The organism is Pelagimonas sp. (genome assembly GCF_050633425.1).
Classification (GTDB): Bacteria; Pseudomonadota; Alphaproteobacteria; order Rhodobacterales; family Rhodobacteraceae; genus Pelagimonas.
Genome location: NZ_JBOEGM010000012.1, coordinates 38,353 through 55,007, shown reverse-complemented (window position 1 = coordinate 55,007; position 16,655 = coordinate 38,353). Strand labels below are relative to the sequence as shown.

The following is a 16,655-nucleotide window of genomic DNA, read 5'->3' as shown; positions in this document are numbered from 1 at the left end:
AACCTGCTGAAATATTTTTCTCCTAAAAGATATACTAATCCAAGCACAGGTTTTCCAGATGCAAGCGTCGGATTGCTAAATAGCTTGCAAACAAACCACAATCAGCCGACCCTAAATGACAGGCACCCCAAAGAGTACCCCAATGCGCTGCCATTGGCGATCTTTGGGTATTAGATCAACAAACCCGCCGCTCCTTCATGGCGCAGCAAAGCGACTTTGGTTTCAATGCCATGCTGTCCTGAAAAGCCGCCCAACCCATTGGCCGCGAGGACACGGTGGCATGGAATAATCAAGGGAATAGGATTGCCGCCGCAGCCTCCTCCAACCGCTTGGGCCGAGGCCCCAAGATCGGCTGCGAGATCACCATATCCGCGGGTCTCTCCAAACGGAATTGCATAGATTGCGTCGCAAACGCGCCTCTGAAATTCGCTGCCACGAACCCTGAGCGGCAGATCAAACTCGTACAAACCTCCGTCAAAATAGGCACCGATTTGCGCTTTTGCTTCGTTCAAGAGCGGTGTCGGTTCTTGTGACTCTCCTGTTGCCCACTCAACGCGGACAATTGCGTCATCTTCTTGCTGAATCTGCATTTGGCCGGTTGGAGTATCGATGAAAATCATGGGCATCTTCATAGGCTAGGGCGGTTGTCTTCAATTGACAACGCGCATGTCGCAAACAGGACCGACAAGCGCTTGGGCGGCAGACAAGCATGGGCCAAACAGGAGTTTGACATGAAAACAGGTTTCATTGGCCTTGGGGCTGTTGGCGGCAAGCTGGCGGGAAATTTACTCAATAACGGCATCGGTTTAACCGTTCATGATTTGGACGAAACGCGCGTTCACGACTTCATTGGAAAAGGCGCTAGCAACGGCGGCTCGGCTGCGCAGATCATGCGGGACTGCGATGTTGTGATCACATCTTTGCCGAGCCCGGCTGTGTCCGACGCTGTTTTGGCCGAAATGCTCCCCAATATGGGACCGGGTAAGATTTGGGTCGAGATGTCGACAACGGATCCAGATATGATCGTGACCCAAGCGGAGCGGGTTGCCGCCGTGGGGGCGGTTGCCGTTGAAGCCCCGGTGTCCGGCGGCTGCCACCGAGCGGCGACCGGCAATATTTCGATTTTTGCAGGTGGCGATCGTGTCGCGTTTGAAAAGGTCTTGCCGTTGTTGACCATTCTGGGTCGCAACGTGCTGCACACCGGTGACATCGGCAGCGCGTCCAAACTCAAAGTGATGACCAACTATTTGGCCACCGCGAACCTTTTGACGCTGTGCGAAGCGCTTACGACTATGAAAGCGGCTGGCCTTGATCTTGCCACCACCTATGAGGCGATCCGTATCAGTTCGGGCAATTCCTTTGTGCATGAAACCGAAAGCCAGCTTATTTTGTCAGGGTCCCGCGATGTGGATTTTGCCATGGACCTTGTGCAAAAGGATATCGGCTTGTTTCAACAATTGGCCGAAGCCCACAATGTCCCTCTGGAAATCTCGCCACAGATCATTGCCATGATCAAGGATGGCCAGGATCGCTATGGCCAAAGCGCGCAATCGGATCGGATGATTGAACGGCTCGAAGAGGCGACGGGGCTTCGTGTTCTGGCGGACGGTTTTCCGACGGAATTGATTGACGATGAGCCGCCCGCACGCGGGGCTGAAGTAACGGTCACGCGGTAAATTGGGGCTTGAGCGGCAAGGTGAATTGTCTCTAAGCTCGTTTTCTTGCAACCAGCCAGAGGGGCCTTGTCATGACGCAAGCGCAGCTTGTTTTTGATCCGCTATCGGCCGATTTTGCCAGAGATCCGTATGCGGTGTATAGTGCCATGCGCCAGCTCGAAACCCCTTATTATTATGAGGATGTCGACAGTTGGATGCTCACTAAAATGGCTGATGTCGAAGCGGTTGCTTCGGATCGGACAATGGTGCGAAGTCTAGATGATCAGCTGAGCGACGGGGCGCGCAAAGCAGGCCAGCGCAAGATAAACTGGCACGACATGCCCCATCATGAACGCTTTGTGCAGACCAATCTGCTCGAAAGCGAAGGCGCGACGCATCACCGGCTGCGGACCTTGGTGTTTCGGGAGTTCACACGTGCGATGATTGCCAGACAACGCGAAGCAATTCAGACGTTTGTTGACGCTAAATTGGACAGGCTAAGTGACCTGCGTGATTTTGATTTCATCGAGGATTTCGCAGCGCATGTTCCCGGCCACATCATTGGCCGTTTGCTTGGGGTGCCGGATGAACACTGCCCGCAACTTCGGATATGGTCCGAGAGTGTGGTTCGGTTCTTTGATGTCGGGCGTGGCCAAGACGACAAAGCGCTCGCTGAGCAGGCGACCAAGGAGTTTTACCTGTTTCTCGCCGATTTGGTGACAGAACGCCGCAAATCCCCGCAAGAAGATTTGCTGACCCAGCTAATGATTCATCACGACGCGGGTAGGTTGTCTGAGGACGAATTGATCGCGACGGCAATGCTGATTTTGATGGCGGGGCATGGATCGACCATTGATGTGTTGGGGTCAGGCATGCATGCGTTGCTTAAATTCCCGGATCAGCATCGCAAATTGCGCAACGATCCTAACCAGATAACAACGGCTGTCCAAGAGATGTTTCGCTATGAAGCCCCGCTCCCGTATTTCCATCGCTTTGCCACGCGTGATTGTGTGATTGGTGGACAGAGCTTTCGGGCAGGTACCCGGTTTGGCCTGCTTTATGGGGCGGCCAATCGCGACCCGGACCAGTTTGAAAACCCTGACAAATTTGACATTACCCGCACCCCGAACCGGCATATCGCCTTTGGCAAAGGCGCACATCTGTGCCTGGGCAACCATTTGGCGGCTTTGGATATGGATGTGATATTTTCGACCTTGAATCGCCGTTTTGCAAAGATCGAGCTGGCTGCTGGGGAACCCGACTACAAACGTGGCCTGTCGGTTCGAGGCCCTAAATCGCTTCGGATTTCAGTAACACCTGCATAGCGGGCTTCACCCGCAAGCCATTTGCGCGTATTGGCGGGGCAAGCGACAAGGGGACGGACATGAGTGACACTGAATTAGCACGCATCACAGCATCTGCACCACGCCGGGTGATTGGGGCAGGGGCAATGGTCGGGCTTGGGGCCTTGATGCTCTATCTTGCATTCGTCGCTCCGCCGCAAAACCCGATTTGGTTGGTGTTCTTGATTGGATGCGGTCTGTTTGCGCTTTGGGTCTCGCAAATGCTGTGGCAGGCGACGGCGCGGGACATCATCCTGACAGAAGATGAATTGATTGATACCGAAGGTGTGGTTTTGGCCCGTATTGATCAGATCGAAAAGGTTGATCGCGGGGCCTTTGCCATGAAACCATCGAACGGTTTTATCATCTTCCTAAAAGAGCCCCAGCCGCGCGCGTGGCATCCTGGTTTGTGGTGGCGTCTTGGCAAGCGTGTCGCCATTGGCGGTGTGACGTCCGGCGGGCAAACCAAGCCGGTTGCTGATATTATTACCCTGAAGCTCGCTAAGGCGGAGATGTAAATCGAATTTGGCCACGCCCGTCACGGGGCGCGGCCTAAGCTCAAGGTCTGCTGGGGGGTATTTGAAACCCTAAGCTTTGCCGATCCTTAGCTGTTTGAATACACCACCTGCGGTGCGTAACGCGGCCGGGTGAAGCTATAGGTATGGATTTCAAAGTCGCTCAGGCCGACGTCGAAAATGGGTTCATGCAGGTCCCATGTCTCAACCAGGATCAATTGATCACCGCCGCTCGCAACGGGCAATTTGCCACTGTACGCGGACAGACCACCATTGTTGAGAGCCGTCTGATCACCACGTTCTTGCGACCAAACAACTTGCCAGCCGGCAATATTCGTATCGTATTGAACAACAGTGACACGCAGATCGCTTTCACTGTCCGAGCTCTTGGTCAATTCGCGCAAAAGTTCGCGGGCGTTGTCAACATAGGTGCCGTTGATCGGATCTGTCTCACGCGAGAACATATCGCCGATAACGTAGTTGGCTTTCTGGCTGATGCTTTGCTGGCGAAAGGCGTCAAAGTACACCCAACTGGCACCAAACAACCAAAGCAGGACCGGTAAAACAATCATCGCCTCGACGGTAATGTAACCTTGGGTATCATCTGCAAAACGGCGGAAGCGGGATTTCATAAAATCAAACATCGTCTTCCCTCTCCTTAAGATGGTTCGTGAACAAAGGCTGAGCTGACAACAAGGGCGGTATATCCTTGGGCGTCTTTCGACAAGCTGGAGCTGATCGTTCCTGCGGGTGTGATTGGTTGGTACTTATAGCAGGCGCGCAACAGCATCATTTCGTTGGCATTGCCATTTTGGAACGAGCGGTTTGGCGTGACGCTCTGCGCGGTGTCCGTGCAATCCGCCGCGTCGATAACCCCGCCCCAATCGCGCATGTCCAAGGATACCATTTCTAGGTGCAATGTATCCATACAGCTGGGCAGAACGGCGGCACCGTCGCAGATTGATTGTTTGATCTCCGAATGAGCGGTCACTGCTCCAAGCCGGATGTCGCGCACCGTGTTGTCCAAAGCCCGTTCAAGAGCCGTTTGCCGGATTGTGACGGTTCCGAGCTCAATCGATGACAAGATCAGGATCAGGAACAGGGGCACCCATAGGGCAAATGGAACGACAACACTTCCGTCTTCTTTGGCCCGAAAACTGTTCAGGCGGTTTCGTAAAATTCTGGTCATTGGGTCAACCTCAGCATCTGGAGGGAACGGGCAATCGAAGAGAATGTGTCATTCAGGTCGCCGCCTTGAACATCAAAGTAGTGGGCTTGGGAGGAGGCGCAGTCTTGCATGGCATTCAAACCGGCCTGCGGAGCCTCAACACCGATCGCATAGACGACCACGCCATTGTCACGGGCTGACTGGCAGACTGTTGACAAGTTGTTATCCGCCTGCGCGCCGTCGACTGTCGCCACATAGGCATAATAATTGTCGACATATGTGTTGTAGGACAGATACCCGTCCCGGTACGGCGGATAAAAGAATGTTGAGGCAACCGACCTGGTGCTGAACCGGGAGTAAACGTCCGCATTTGTCATTTGATAAACGTTGTCAGAGTTTTCTGGCCCGTCAGGTTTGTTCTTGTAGCGCGAACTTACCGGATTGTTTGCGTGGCGAACCCAGTAATACGTATCATCGCCGGTCGGGTTATCGATGACCCTGACCGAGTAACGGTCGTCGCCGCGGTCTTCTGTTCCACGCGTGTCGACCCAAATTTCAGACAAACCAAATTTCAGATCAGATTTGAGATCGAACTGCGTGGTGTTTTGACCGTCGGTCATGACAACAACGAATTTGAGCGTCTCGTTGTCGGCATAGGCTGCAGGGCGGCTAGAGTGTTCGGGGGCGACATAGCCTGCAACGGACAGCGCTTGGACCGCTGGACGTGCTGCGGGGTCCAAAAGGGCCGCGCCCCATTTCATCCCCAGATCAATAGCGGTGTTGCCGCCAGCATTCAGAGAATCGATATGTGCTTTTAGGCTATCTGCATCTGAACTGTGGGCAATCATCGCGCTGGTGTTGCCAGTGGCGCACCACGGGCTGCTGATCTGCCCATCTGATGATCTGTAGTTGTAGGGGTCAAAGTGGGCAAGCCGCCCGAGTTCTTCTGAAGGATCAACAGCTGTACTGGTGAAATCAGACGTCTCAAAAGTCGCGCAACTGGAATAGTCATGCACATCATTCAAGTTGAAGTACTGGGATATTGTGTCACCAAGGTTCACGGTCGCATTGTACGGAACAACTGAAATCGACACCATGTCAGAGCCGTCCTCTGGCAACATCAGGTCGACAAACCCTTTTGCAGCGTCGCGCAATTGTCGGATTTTGTTGCCGCCCATGGACCCCGAAACGTCGAGAACCAGCGAAATTTCAATCTTTGTCAGGCCATGTTCTGCGGTTGCACGACCGGCGGCCTGAAGCGTGTCCACACCGAGCAGGCTCATGAAGTTGGACGGCATCGTGGCGTTGCCATCGGCCGTCACGCGTTTGTAGTTCAGGCTTTGATCAACCGCGACACCGGTCAATGCATCGGTCATGTCCATTGCGCGAAAATATTCCTGCACAACAAACTGTGGGTCCATCGTGTTGTCCATATTTGCAGCGGCCAGGACAGCACGATCCAAAGTGTTTTGAACTTTGTTGCGCTTGAGCTCTGCATGGATCATGTCGATGCCGATGCCGCCAAAGACCATCATAATGAGGGCACCAGTGACTGCGACATATGACATAGCACCGTCTTGGTCGTGCTGAAACCGGTTGAAGAGGCTGCTGGTCGACGATTTTAGCGCGCTGGGCGATTTGATCTTGGAAATCATCCGCATCCTGTACCTTCCTTCCTTCCGGGGCATCCCGGGATGTTACTCAAGCAATACGTTTTGGTTGCCTAATTTATGCCAATGCAAGATGGCCAAATTGGGGCGTTTTGATTGGCAATTTCGAAGATTTTTACATAAATTTCAAAACATTAACCGGTTTTTTAGGAGGTTTGTTTCCAGCTCATTTACAATCTGGCAACTCACAGGAGAAAAACACGACCTAATTCTGACGAAAAAACGATGCTAAAAAATCATTGTGGCGTTAACGTGATTCTCATTGACGTGTTTTTAGGGTGACACCGATTGGCCGTGCTGCGGTCTGTGCACTTTTATTTGGGAGGGCTCTCATGTCCGCTGCGCCGTTAAATGAACCGACATTTCGTGAATCCGTTGATCTTATGTACAACCGTGCAGTGTCCTTGATGGACCTGCCACCAGGCCTTGAGGAAAAAATCAGGGTTTGTAACGCGACTTATATGGTGCGCTTTGGGGTGCGCCTGCGGGGCCAGATCCAAACGTTTGTTGGATATCGCTCGGTTCATTCTGAGCATATGGAGCCGGTTAAGGGGGGCATTCGCTTTGCCTCGGCTGTTGATCAGGACGAGGTTGAGGCGCTAGCGGCTCTGATGACATATAAATGTGCGCTGGTCGAAGCGCCGTTTGGGGGCTCAAAGGGCGGGCTATGTTTGGATCCGCGTCAGTATGACGTCCATGAACTCGAACAAATCACACGCCGATTTGCTTATGAGCTTGCCAAACGTGACCTTATTCATCCGTCGCAAAACGTGCCTGCTCCCGACATGGGAACAGGTGAGCGTGAGATGGCTTGGATCGCCGACCAATATGCTCGGATGAACACCACTGATATCAACGCGCGGGCCTGTGTGACAGGCAAACCGCTGAATGCTGGCGGGATCGCTGGTCGGGTCGAAGCGACCGGGCGCGGAGTTCAATATGCGTTGCGCGAATTTTTCCGACACCAAGAGGATAAAGACAAAGCCGGATTAACTGGCTCTCTGGAAGGCAAGCGCGTCATTGTTCAGGGGTTGGGCAATGTTGGGTATCATGCGGCCAAGTTTCTTCAAGAGGAAGATGGCTCGGTCATCACAGGGATCATTGAACATGATGGGGCGCTGTTTAGCTCCAACGGGCTCGATGTTGAGAAAGTGCGCCAGTGGATTGTGAAACATGGTGGTGTGACGGGCTTTCCTGATGCCAATCACACAGCCGAAGGCAATTCGGTTATTGAAGAGGAGTGCGACATCCTTATTCCAGCCGCGCTGGAAGGGGTGATCAACCTGTCTAACGCGGACCGGATCAAGGCAAACCTCATCATTGAGGCTGCCAATGGCCCGGTTACTGCCGGAGCCGATGAAATCTTGCGTGACAAGGGCGTTGTGATCATTCCTGATATGTATGCCAACGCGGGTGGTGTTACCGTCTCTTACTTTGAATGGGTCAAAAACCTAAGCCATATTCGCTTTGGCCGAATGCAGCGCCGTCAAGAAGAGGCGCGGCATCAGTTGGTGATTGATGAGCTTGCGCGACTTGATGATGCCATGGGCGAAGCCTGGTCACTCAATCCAAAGTTCAAGGAAAAGTACCTTCAAGGCGCTGATGAGCTGGAGTTGGTTCGTTCAGGTCTCGATGATACGATGCGCATTGCCTATCAATCGATGCGCGAGGTGTGGCATGGGCGCGATGATGTCACTGATCTACGTACGGCAGCTTATATTGTGGCGATCGAAAAGGTTGCCAAGAGTTATCAAGCCAAAGGCCTATAATATCCAAGTTCAGGAGGAGGGCGACATCGTCCTCCTTTTATGATCGAAAGCCTTTTTATCCAATTAAGGATAGAGGCCCCTTTTTTGACACATTTTTGGTCCGCTTCTTAGCTGAAAGCCTAATTATTCCTAACCACTGAAACCGCAATCCGCCTCAAGGTTTGTGGAACAAGGGAATAGGACAATGCATTCTGAAGGTCACAGGACACATGTCTTCCATGGGGGGGAAGACGTTGGTGCTAAGGCTTATTCAGTAAACGTGAACGCACCTGGCCAACAGTTTCGCCGCGGTGTGACTGGTTTTTTTCACGCATCCAAACGCACAACGCCGTCAGCTGGCCGAAAACCGATGCAAAACGGTTTCGCTGCGACAACTCGGGCAATCAGCGCAGACATATCTGTCAGCTCTGAGATCGTGCGACCCGCTAATGATGTTGCCCCGTCTCGCATTTTTTGCCCGGAAATGTCTATCGGCCCGTTGCACCGGGCGAGAAGGCCAAGAGATACACAAGACGGTGTCAAAAAGACCTTTACGTATTTTTGCCCAGCGTCACTTGAAAATACCCTTAATACGGTAATTCTCGCTCCAAAATACGCAAATAAAGGCAAATCCCTGCAAAAACAGCGGTTTTCGTTCTCGAAATGGTGCCGGTTTGGACAGGAACCTGCCCCAATTCTGTCCGAAAGCGCCGTTAACTATTTGTTGAGACCTCGGAAGAACTCCGGGGAAGTGAAGGAGAGAACGCCATGTCTAGCACAAGTGCGATCATAAAAAGCTTCTCAAAGCAGGAAGACGGTAACGTCACCGTTTTCTCTGTATTCATGTTGGTCCTGATCTTAACGATCACCGGCGCCTCTGTGGATATCATGCGGTTTGAAGCCACCCGTGCCAAAATGCAGGGTACGCTCGACCGCGCCGTGTTGGCCGCGGCCGATCTGGAGCAGGAGCAAGACCCTGTTGCCGTAGTAAATGACTACATGGCCAAAGCTGGCCTTGAACAAGTATTGTCAGACGTCGACGTCGACCAAGGTATGAACTACCGCACGGTGACGGCGTCAGGCAGCGTTGAAATGGATACCATCTTTTTGCACATGTCTGGGTTTGATACCCTGACAGCGCCGGGTCATTCGGTGGCGGAAGAAAAGATTTCAAACGTTGAAATTTCAATGGTTCTCGACATTTCGGGATCAATGGGTGGGAGCCGCATCACAAATATGCGCGCCGCAGCCAAAGAGTTCGTCGACACGGTTGTACAGGAAACCTCGGACAGCGGGCTAACCACTGTTTCGCTTGTTCCCTACAATGCGACTGTGAACCTAGGCAGCACATTGGCCAACTATTGGACGTTGTCCGGCCTCCACTCCTATTCCAACTGTGCCACTTTCCCGGCCAGCGCTTTTGACAATACCGACATTGACCCGTCGGTTGAAATCGAGCGCTTGGGTCACTTTGATCGCTACTCCACCAATGAATACAGCTCGTCTATTTCGAGCCCATGGTGCAAAACTGGCAATCAAGGCGCGATGATGGTTCACAGCTCGGACAAAGACGATCTGAAGGCCCGCATCGATAGCCTAAACGCCGGTGGCAACACTGCGATTGACCTGGGGATGAAGTGGGGCGTTGCCTTGCTTGACCCCTCAAGCCAGCCTGCGGTTAGCGCAATGGCCACCGATAATCTGATTTCGGATGCCGCAGCTGATCGTCCGGCGCAGTATGACGACCCAGAAGCGATCAAATTCGTCGTTGTGATGACGGATGGTGAGAACACCACCCAATACGACCTGAAATCACACCGTAAATACGGGTTGTCCGATATCTGGATCGATGATCGCGGCACCTCTAGCACCAGTGACGACCGGTTTTCACTTCGGGTTCAGGACCACTCCGGCACAAACAACGACGTTTATTTCTGGCACCGTGAACAGAACAACAGCTGGAACCAACGCTATCGCAGCTATCCAGATGGCAATGGCAGTGCCCGCCAAATGACCAATGTCGAACTGTTTGCCCGCTTTGGTACCAAAGCCGTCGCCAGAAAGATGTACACCAAACCGTACTATGATGGCTGGGTGTCTCAGAACACGTATTACGATGTTTACTATGCATCGGAAGCGATTGTGAACGGCTCCTCAGCAGACGAACGCCTGGCAGATATCTGTCATGCCGCCAAACAAGAAGGCATCGTTGTCTTTGCCATCGGATTTGAGGCCCCAGCAGGTGGTCAGACGGCGATGAAAAACTGCGCGTCCTCCTTGTCTCACTACTTTGACGTAGAAGGTGTTGAAATCACTGAAACCTTCCACGCCATTGCTCGTCAAATTAATAGCCTGAGGTTGATCCAATGATGTCTCATCTCACTCAGTTCACCCGGCGCTTCCAGAAGGAAGAAGACGGGAACGCCACGGTCGAGTTCGCAGTCTACTTTACAGTTTTCTTCTTGATCCTCGCTGCGTCGGTCGAAATCGCATATATCAACCTTCGGCATGCAATGCTCGAACGTGGGGTGGACCTCGCAACCCGAGAAATTCGCCTGAGCACCGGTCACATTCCTGACTATAACGATGTTCGAACGGCGATTTGCGAAGAAGCAACGATCTTGGATGCCTGCGAAAGCAACCTGCGTCTTGAGATGGTTCAAGTTGACCCGCGCCATTTCAACGCAGCAGCTCCGACAGATACCGATTGTCAGAACGCTTCTGAGGATCCGCGCCCAGTCCGCAACTTTGTCCACGGTCAGGACAACCAGCTGATGCTGATCCGCGCCTGCCTGAAGTACAAGCCGATGATGCCGACGACCGCCATTGGTAAAGAACTCAATTTGGACGAATACGGCTATGCACAGCTTATTGTGACGTCGGCCTTTGTCCAGGAACCGAGGTAACCGCCATGTTGAATTCGATCCTGACCCGCTTCAAAAGTTTTGCCGCAGACGAACAAGGCAACGTGGCCATTGAAACCATGCTGTTCGTTCCCTTGATGCTCACCATCTTGGCTGCTACCTTTTCGTTCCACGACGCGTTTCGCTACAAAAGCCTGAACGTAAAAGCCGCCTATACGATTTCGGATGCCATCTCTCGTGAGACGGACCCAATCGACAACGAATATCTTGATGGCATGGTCGAGCTGTTAGAGTTCCTGACCCGGTCCGAAGGGCCCTATTCGCTGCGCGTTACTCTGGTGCGCTACAATGCGAAAAAGAGCAAATACATCTCTGAATGGTCGAAAACCCGTGGTGATTTTGACCGGCTCAGGACCAGGGATTTGCGGACGATGGATGAACGCCTTCCAACGATGCTGCACAATGAACGCGTGATTGTCGTGGAAACCGCGACGGATTATGTGCCTCCTTTTGAAATCCCAAGCCTGAACGAAGCCAGCTTGTTCTACAATTACGGCTTCACCCGGCCACGGTTCGCTCCCAAAATTGTATGGAGTGATGGTTAATCGCGACAAGGCAGGTCGCTAAGGGGCGAGGCCCCGACGATATACCGCATTGATACTGCATAGCAGGGCTGGTTCACTGGCCCTGCTTTTTCGTGGGATGGAGCAATGCGCTTTTCTGGATTTCGAATTCTGAAAGAGGGGCTGACTGGCAACAAAGGCTGGTCACCGCATTGGCGCAATCCTGACCCTAAATCTGAGTATGACATTATCATCATTGGCGGTGGCGGGCATGGCCTTGCGACGGCCTTTTATTTGGCCAAGGAGCACGGGCTCACCAATGTTGCGGTGCTTGAGCGCGGGTATTTGGGGGGGGGCAATATCGGCCGGAACACCACCATTGTACGCGCCAATTATTACCTTCCCGGCAATTCTGAATTCTATAGTCATTCGCTCAAACTCTGGGAGGGGCTTGAGCAAGACTTGAACTATAACGTCATGCATTCCCAGCGCGGCATTATTAATCTGTTCCATTCAGATGGTCAGCGCGATGCCGCAGTGCGTCGGGGGAATGCGATGCGCAATCAAGGGGATGATGCGCATCTCTTGGGGCGCGATGAGTTGCGCCACATGTTGCCTTATCTCGATTTTGAAACGGCCCGTTTTCCAATTTATGGCGGGTTGTATCACCCCCGAGGCGGGACCGCACGACATGATACGGTGGCTTGGGGCTATGCGCGCGGTGCGGATCAGCGCGGTGTCGACCTGATCCAAAACTGTGAAGTCACCGGAATTGATACGGCCTCTGGTCAGGTGACAGGCGTCCAAACCACGCGCGGCGTGATCCGTGCCAAGAAAGTCGCGATGGTGGCGGCTGGTCGGTCGTCACAAGTTGCAGCAATGGCAGGCATGCGCTTGCCGATCGAAAGCCACGTCTTGCAAGCCTATGTAACAGAAGGGCTTAAACCGATCATTGATCATGTGGTGACCTTTGGGATGAGCCATTTCTACATTTCGCAATCCGACAAGGGCGGGTTGGTTTTCGGCGGTGATTTGGATTTTTACGCATCCTACGCCGCGCGCGGTAACCTGCCGGGACAAGAACAAGTGATGGAAGCGGCGATGACCTTGATGCCTGTCATTGGCAAAGCACGGGTGCTGCGCAGTTGGGGCGGCATAATGGATATGTCGCCCGACGGCTCTCCGATCATTGATCACACGCATATTGGCGGGCTCTATCTCAACACGGGCTGGTGTTACGGCGGTTTCAAAGCAGTACCGGCCTCGGGCTTTGCATTGGCGCATCTGATCGCAACAGATCAGCCGCATGAGAGTGCGAAAAAGCTAAAACTGAACCGGTTCGAAACCGGCATCGGACTGATGGACGAAGAAGGAACGGGCGCGCAACACAACCTCCATTAAGGAAGGAAAGATTATGCGTATCAACATGAAACCGTGCATGTCGGCTTTGGCCGCGGCGATGACTGTTATGGCAAGCGCTGCTTTGGCCAGCGACATCCGCCCCGGATGTTATGAGCGTGTCTATTCATCAAGCCATTTGGCCTCACACCCGGCCCAACATGTCGCAGCAATCCGAATGAAGGTTGGTGACTGGATCACCAATGTGTCCCGTGACACGCGGATGGAGGTGGTTTTCGCCAACCAAGGAAAGCTGCGTGGCACGGCAGAGGCGGGGCGAACAATGGCGCAATTCCTGTTTTGTGGCACTGAATCCCGCGGGGACAGGTGTCAGGTTGAATGCGATGGTGGGTCGCTGGACGTGACCAAACAAACCAACGATTATATGGTGTTTCGCACACGATATTTGATGGTTGGGGATGCTCAATCTTGTGGCGGTTACGTCGATCTGGCCGAACATCCCGGCCAGTGGGTCAGCTATAAACTGAACCGGGTCTCAGCCTCGGCCTGTAGCGGAATGTGAGGTGACATGAGACTGGCCTGTCCCAATTGCGGAGAACGTGACAGCCGCGAATTCACGTATCAGGGCGCGGCATCAATGCTGGATCGTCCTGCGCCTGATGCTGGGGCCGCTGCGTGGCACGCCTATTTGCATTTGCGCGAAAATCCGGCGGGGCAGGTCCAAGACCTCTGGTATCATAGTGGCGGATGCGCTGCGTGGTTGATCGTGACCCGAGACACAACGGATCACAGTGTCTTGGCTGTCGAATTGGTGGAGAACCGCAATGCGGGTTGACGGAAAAGGCCGTATTGACCGCAGTGATCCTCTGCAATTTCGCTTTGATGGTCATGCACATACGGGTTTTTCTGGCGACACTCTGGCATCGGCCCTGATGGGGGACGGTGTGCGGTTGTTGGGCCGAAGCTTCAAATATCACCGGCCGCGCGGCGTGATGACGGCCGGATCGGAAGAGCCGAATGCCTTGGTGACCATGCGTAGCGGGAGGCGATCAGACCCAAACACCCGTGCAACGACGCAGGAGCTATATGATGGTCTTGAGGCGCGCAGTCAAAACCGGTGGCCCTCCCTTGGTTCTGATCTGTTGGGCCTCAATGACCTTGCCGCCCCGTTCCTCGGGGCCGGATTTTACTACAAGACGTTTATGTGGCCCAAGGCGTTTTGGGAAAAGCTATACGAACCGATGATCCGACGCGCCGCTGGGCTTGGTGCGCTCTCTGGGCACCCGACTGATGAGCATTATGAAAAGGCTTTTGGCTTTTGCGATGTCTTGGTGATCGGCGGTGGCCCGTCTGGTTTGATGGCGGCTCTCACGGCGGGGCGGAGCGGCGCGCGGGTCATCCTGTGTGACGAGGATCGCGAATTTGGGGGCCGGTTGTTGTCTGAAATTGAGGACATCAACGGCATGCCGGCGACCGCTTGGGTGTCCGACGTGGTGGCAGAGTTGCGGGGCATGGACAATGTTCGGCTCATGCCACGTTGCACTGTGACCGGGGCTTATGACCAAGGCAGTTTTGCGGCTTTGGAACGCGTAGCGCATCACGTTGCTGATCCGGGTGGAGCTCCGATGGAATGTTTTTGGCGGATCCATGCCAAACGCGCCATCCTGTGCGCCGGGGCGTTGGAACGACATGTGGCGTTTCGCGACAATGACAAGCCGGGTGTGATGATGGCCGGAGCGATGCGTTCCTATCTCAATCGCTGGGGTGTGGTGCCGGGCAAAGCCCTGGCGGTGTTTGGGAATAACGATGACGCCCACCGGACCGCACGCGATTTGGCCGATGCGGGGATACATGTTGCGGCATTGATCGATAGCCGCGCCGACGCGCCGAATCTGGCGGGGAATGTCCCTTATTACCCAGGCGCGCAGGTGGCGCGCGCCTATGGGCGGCTCGGGCTTGAGGCGATCCAAATCCGACGCCCGGACGGGACACATTTCAAGTTGAATGTTCAAGGGCTGGGGGTGTCTGGCGGTTGGAATCCATCCTTGCATTTGAGCAGCCATATGGCGTCAAGGCCGGTTTGGGATGACGACATTGCTAGTTTTGTACCTGCAGAAAATGCGGTTCCGGCCATGTCTGTTGCAGGCGCGGCGCGAGGGGTGTTTTCGACGACAGATTGTTTGTCAGACGGGGCACAAGAGGGGCTCAAAGCGGTAGGCGATCTGGGGTTTTCTGGCGTTTCGCCACCCGTGCCAGACGCGGAAACCGCCCCCTATCGTATTCGGCGACTATGGTCTGTTGCGGGGCGCGGGCGCGCTTGGCTTGATTTTCAGAACGATGTGACGGTCAAGGATGTGCAACAGGCCGCGCAAGAAAACTATCGCTCGGTTGAGCATATGAAGCGGTATACGACCCAAGGCATGGCCCCCGATCAGGGCAAAAGTTCGAACGTTTTGGCCTTGGCAGTGCTTGCCGATGCAACGGGACGTGGCATTCCTGAGACTGGAACGACCACGTTTCGCCCCCCCTTTGCACCTGTTTCCGTTTCGGCAATCGGGGCAGGGGCGATGGGAAAAGGCTATGCGCCTGAACGGTTTACGACGTCACACGATGCCAACGCCAATGCAGGTGCCCCCATGATCGAGGCCGGTCTTTGGTATCGCCCCAGTTACGTGCCGAAAGAGGGGGAAACGACATGGCGACAGAGCTGTGATCGTGAAGTGACTATGGTGCGCAATCATGTCGGGGTTTGCGACGTCTCGACCCTCGGCAAAATTGAGCTACACGGCGCAGATGTCGGGCAGTTCCTTGATTTTGTGTATGTGAATAACTTTAGCACCCTGAAAATCGGTCGGGTGCGTTATGGATTGCTGCTTCGCGAAGACGGTTTTGTTTTGGATGACGGAACATGCGCGCGGCTGGATGAAAACCGTTGGGTGATGACCACCACAACCGCCGCCGCCGGGCAGGTGATGCAACATCTGGACTGGGTGCATCAGGCGTTTTGCCAAAACTTGCAGATGCGCTTTGCTTCAGTCACCGAGCAATGGGCACAGTTTGCCGTTGCAGGCCCAAAATCTCGCAAACTGCTTAACGATGTCCTGGATGCGCCCATCGACGATCAATCGTGCCCATATATGCAATACGTTTCTGTGTCGGTCGGCGGTGTCTCGGCACGACTGTTTCGGATCTCATTTTCCGGCGAACATGCCTATGAAATTGCCGTTCCCGCCCGGTTTGGGGCGAGCCTGTTTGACGTTTTGCTCGAACGGGCAGAAGCGCTTGGCGGTGGCGCATACGGAATGGAAGCGCTGAACGTGTTGCGTATCGAAAAAGGCTTTGTAACGCATGCGGAAATCAATGGCACAGTCACAGCGGACGATTTGGGCTATGGGTGTATGGTCTCGGCGAAGAAGGACTGTATCGGGAAAACCATGGCGGCTCGCCCCGGCTTGACAGCTGCCGATCGTGAGCAACTGATCGGCCTTCGTCCCATTGGCCGCGCGCAAGACATGCCTGCTGGCGCGCATTTGTTTGCCGATGGCGCGGATGCCGTTCGGGAAAATAATCAGGGCTATGTGACGTCGACCTGTTTCTCACCCAGCTTAGGAGAGCCACGGGCGCTGGCTTTGTTGAAAAACGGACGGGCCCGGCATGGCGAAATTGTTCGATTGGTCGATCACTTGCGAAGTGTTGATACACGATGTGAGGTGACAGCACCTGTTGCATTTGACCCCGAGGGAGTGAGATTGCGTGGTTAATCTATCTGC

At 54.0% G+C, this 16,655-nt stretch carries 15 protein-coding genes; 11 read left to right on the top strand and 4 right to left on the bottom strand.

What is annotated here, in order from left to right; translation table 11 throughout:
* Nucleotides 1-170: 170 nt before the first annotated feature.
* A complete protein-coding gene (locus ACRBB0_RS09365) occupies nucleotides 171-626 on the bottom strand; it encodes a methylated-DNA--[protein]-cysteine S-methyltransferase (protein ID WP_431374166.1) in 456 nt (151 codons plus the stop codon).
* Between the two features lie 105 nt (nucleotides 627-731).
* On the opposite strand from ACRBB0_RS09365, the gene ACRBB0_RS09360 reads away from it, so the two are divergent.
* The 3 genes from ACRBB0_RS09360 (at nucleotide 732) to ACRBB0_RS09350 (ending at nucleotide 3,516) form a co-directional block, all read left to right on the top strand.
* On the top strand, nucleotides 732-1,676 hold the full coding sequence (locus ACRBB0_RS09360; protein WP_431374165.1) for an NAD(P)-dependent oxidoreductase: 945 nt from the start codon (nucleotides 732-734) through the stop codon (nucleotides 1,674-1,676).
* Between the two features lie 71 nt (nucleotides 1,677-1,747).
* Entirely contained in the window at nucleotides 1,748-2,980 is a 1,233-nt protein-coding gene (locus ACRBB0_RS09355) for a cytochrome P450 (protein ID WP_431374164.1), read from the top strand.
* A 59-nt stretch (nucleotides 2,981-3,039) separates the two neighbouring features.
* Complete coding sequence (locus ACRBB0_RS09350; protein WP_431374163.1) at nucleotides 3,040-3,516, top strand: hypothetical protein; 477 nt, start codon at nucleotides 3,040-3,042, stop codon at nucleotides 3,514-3,516.
* A gap of 86 nt (nucleotides 3,517-3,602) precedes the next feature.
* On the opposite strand, the gene ACRBB0_RS09345 is transcribed toward ACRBB0_RS09350, so the two are convergent.
* From ACRBB0_RS09345 to ACRBB0_RS09335, 3 genes are read right to left on the bottom strand one after another with little or no spacing between them, the layout of a single operon-like run.
* Complete coding sequence (locus ACRBB0_RS09345; protein ID WP_431374162.1) at nucleotides 3,603-4,157, bottom strand: TadE/TadG family type IV pilus assembly protein; 555 nt, start codon at nucleotides 4,155-4,157, stop codon at nucleotides 3,603-3,605.
* 14 nt (nucleotides 4,158-4,171) lie between these two features.
* Nucleotides 4,172-4,702 carry a TadE/TadG family type IV pilus assembly protein gene (locus ACRBB0_RS09340; protein WP_431374161.1) on the bottom strand — a complete coding sequence of 177 codons (531 nt, stop codon included), beginning with the start codon at nucleotides 4,700-4,702 and terminating at the stop codon, nucleotides 4,172-4,174.
* Nucleotides 4,699-6,342 (bottom strand): pilus assembly protein TadG-related protein, encoded by a 1,644-nt coding sequence (locus ACRBB0_RS09335; protein ID WP_431374160.1) that lies wholly within the window; start codon nucleotides 6,340-6,342, stop codon nucleotides 4,699-4,701. Before ACRBB0_RS09335 ends, ACRBB0_RS09340 begins: the two co-directional genes overlap by 4 nt.
* A gap of 341 nt (nucleotides 6,343-6,683) precedes the next feature.
* On the opposite strand from ACRBB0_RS09335, the gene ACRBB0_RS09330 reads away from it, so the two are divergent.
* From ACRBB0_RS09330 to ACRBB0_RS09295, 8 genes are all read left to right on the top strand, one after another.
* Nucleotides 6,684-8,120 carry a Glu/Leu/Phe/Val family dehydrogenase gene (locus tag ACRBB0_RS09330; RefSeq protein WP_431374159.1) on the top strand — a complete coding sequence of 479 codons (1,437 nt, stop codon included), beginning with the start codon at nucleotides 6,684-6,686 and terminating at the stop codon, nucleotides 8,118-8,120.
* A gap of 747 nt (nucleotides 8,121-8,867) precedes the next feature.
* Entirely contained in the window at nucleotides 8,868-10,469 is a 1,602-nt protein-coding gene (locus ACRBB0_RS09325) for a pilus assembly protein TadG-related protein (RefSeq protein WP_431374158.1), read from the top strand.
* The gene (locus ACRBB0_RS09320) at nucleotides 10,466-11,005 is read left to right on the top strand and encodes a TadE/TadG family type IV pilus assembly protein (protein ID WP_431374157.1); all 540 of its coding nucleotides are present in this window, start codon (nucleotides 10,466-10,468) and stop codon (nucleotides 11,003-11,005) included. The genes ACRBB0_RS09325 and ACRBB0_RS09320 overlap by 4 nt, the downstream gene beginning before the upstream one ends.
* Nucleotides 11,006-11,010: 5 nt before the next feature.
* The gene (locus tag ACRBB0_RS09315; protein WP_431374156.1) at nucleotides 11,011-11,568 is read left to right on the top strand and encodes a TadE/TadG family type IV pilus assembly protein; all 558 of its coding nucleotides are present in this window, start codon (nucleotides 11,011-11,013) and stop codon (nucleotides 11,566-11,568) included.
* Between the two features lie 105 nt (nucleotides 11,569-11,673).
* On the top strand, nucleotides 11,674-12,927 hold the full coding sequence (locus ACRBB0_RS09310) for a sarcosine oxidase subunit beta family protein (protein WP_431374155.1): 1,254 nt from the start codon (nucleotides 11,674-11,676) through the stop codon (nucleotides 12,925-12,927).
* A 13-nt stretch (nucleotides 12,928-12,940) separates the two neighbouring features.
* Complete coding sequence (locus ACRBB0_RS09305) at nucleotides 12,941-13,447, top strand: hypothetical protein (protein WP_431374154.1); 507 nt, start codon at nucleotides 12,941-12,943, stop codon at nucleotides 13,445-13,447.
* Between the two features lie 6 nt (nucleotides 13,448-13,453).
* Complete coding sequence (locus ACRBB0_RS09300) at nucleotides 13,454-13,720, top strand: sarcosine oxidase subunit delta (RefSeq protein WP_431374153.1); 267 nt, start codon at nucleotides 13,454-13,456, stop codon at nucleotides 13,718-13,720.
* A complete protein-coding gene (locus tag ACRBB0_RS09295) occupies nucleotides 13,710-16,646 on the top strand; it encodes a sarcosine oxidase subunit alpha family protein (protein WP_431374152.1) in 2,937 nt (978 codons plus the stop codon). Before ACRBB0_RS09300 ends, ACRBB0_RS09295 begins: the two co-directional genes overlap by 11 nt.
* The last annotated feature ends 9 nt before the right edge of the window (nucleotides 16,647-16,655 follow it).

Coding starts and splice junctions, on each gene's coding strand:
- ACRBB0_RS09365 (WP_431374166.1), bottom strand. CDS start 626: ATGCCCATGATTTTCATCGATACTCCAACCGGCCAAATGCAGATTCAG.
- ACRBB0_RS09360 (WP_431374165.1), top strand. CDS start 732: ATGAAAACAGGTTTCATTGGCCTTGGGGCTGTTGGCGGCAAGCTGGCG.
- ACRBB0_RS09355 (WP_431374164.1), top strand. CDS start 1,748: ATGACGCAAGCGCAGCTTGTTTTTGATCCGCTATCGGCCGATTTTGCC.
- ACRBB0_RS09350 (WP_431374163.1), top strand. CDS start 3,040: ATGAGTGACACTGAATTAGCACGCATCACAGCATCTGCACCACGCCGG.
- ACRBB0_RS09345 (WP_431374162.1), bottom strand. CDS start 4,157: ATGTTTGATTTTATGAAATCCCGCTTCCGCCGTTTTGCAGATGATACC.
- ACRBB0_RS09340 (WP_431374161.1), bottom strand. CDS start 4,702: ATGACCAGAATTTTACGAAACCGCCTGAACAGTTTTCGGGCCAAAGAA.
- ACRBB0_RS09335 (WP_431374160.1), bottom strand. CDS start 6,342: ATGCGGATGATTTCCAAGATCAAATCGCCCAGCGCGCTAAAATCGTCG.
- ACRBB0_RS09330 (WP_431374159.1), top strand. CDS start 6,684: ATGTCCGCTGCGCCGTTAAATGAACCGACATTTCGTGAATCCGTTGAT.
- ACRBB0_RS09325 (WP_431374158.1), top strand. CDS start 8,868: ATGTCTAGCACAAGTGCGATCATAAAAAGCTTCTCAAAGCAGGAAGAC.
- ACRBB0_RS09320 (WP_431374157.1), top strand. CDS start 10,466: ATGATGTCTCATCTCACTCAGTTCACCCGGCGCTTCCAGAAGGAAGAA.
- ACRBB0_RS09315 (WP_431374156.1), top strand. CDS start 11,011: ATGTTGAATTCGATCCTGACCCGCTTCAAAAGTTTTGCCGCAGACGAA.
- ACRBB0_RS09310 (WP_431374155.1), top strand. CDS start 11,674: ATGCGCTTTTCTGGATTTCGAATTCTGAAAGAGGGGCTGACTGGCAAC.
- ACRBB0_RS09305 (WP_431374154.1), top strand. CDS start 12,941: ATGCGTATCAACATGAAACCGTGCATGTCGGCTTTGGCCGCGGCGATG.
- ACRBB0_RS09300 (WP_431374153.1), top strand. CDS start 13,454: ATGAGACTGGCCTGTCCCAATTGCGGAGAACGTGACAGCCGCGAATTC.
- ACRBB0_RS09295 (WP_431374152.1), top strand. CDS start 13,710: ATGCGGGTTGACGGAAAAGGCCGTATTGACCGCAGTGATCCTCTGCAA.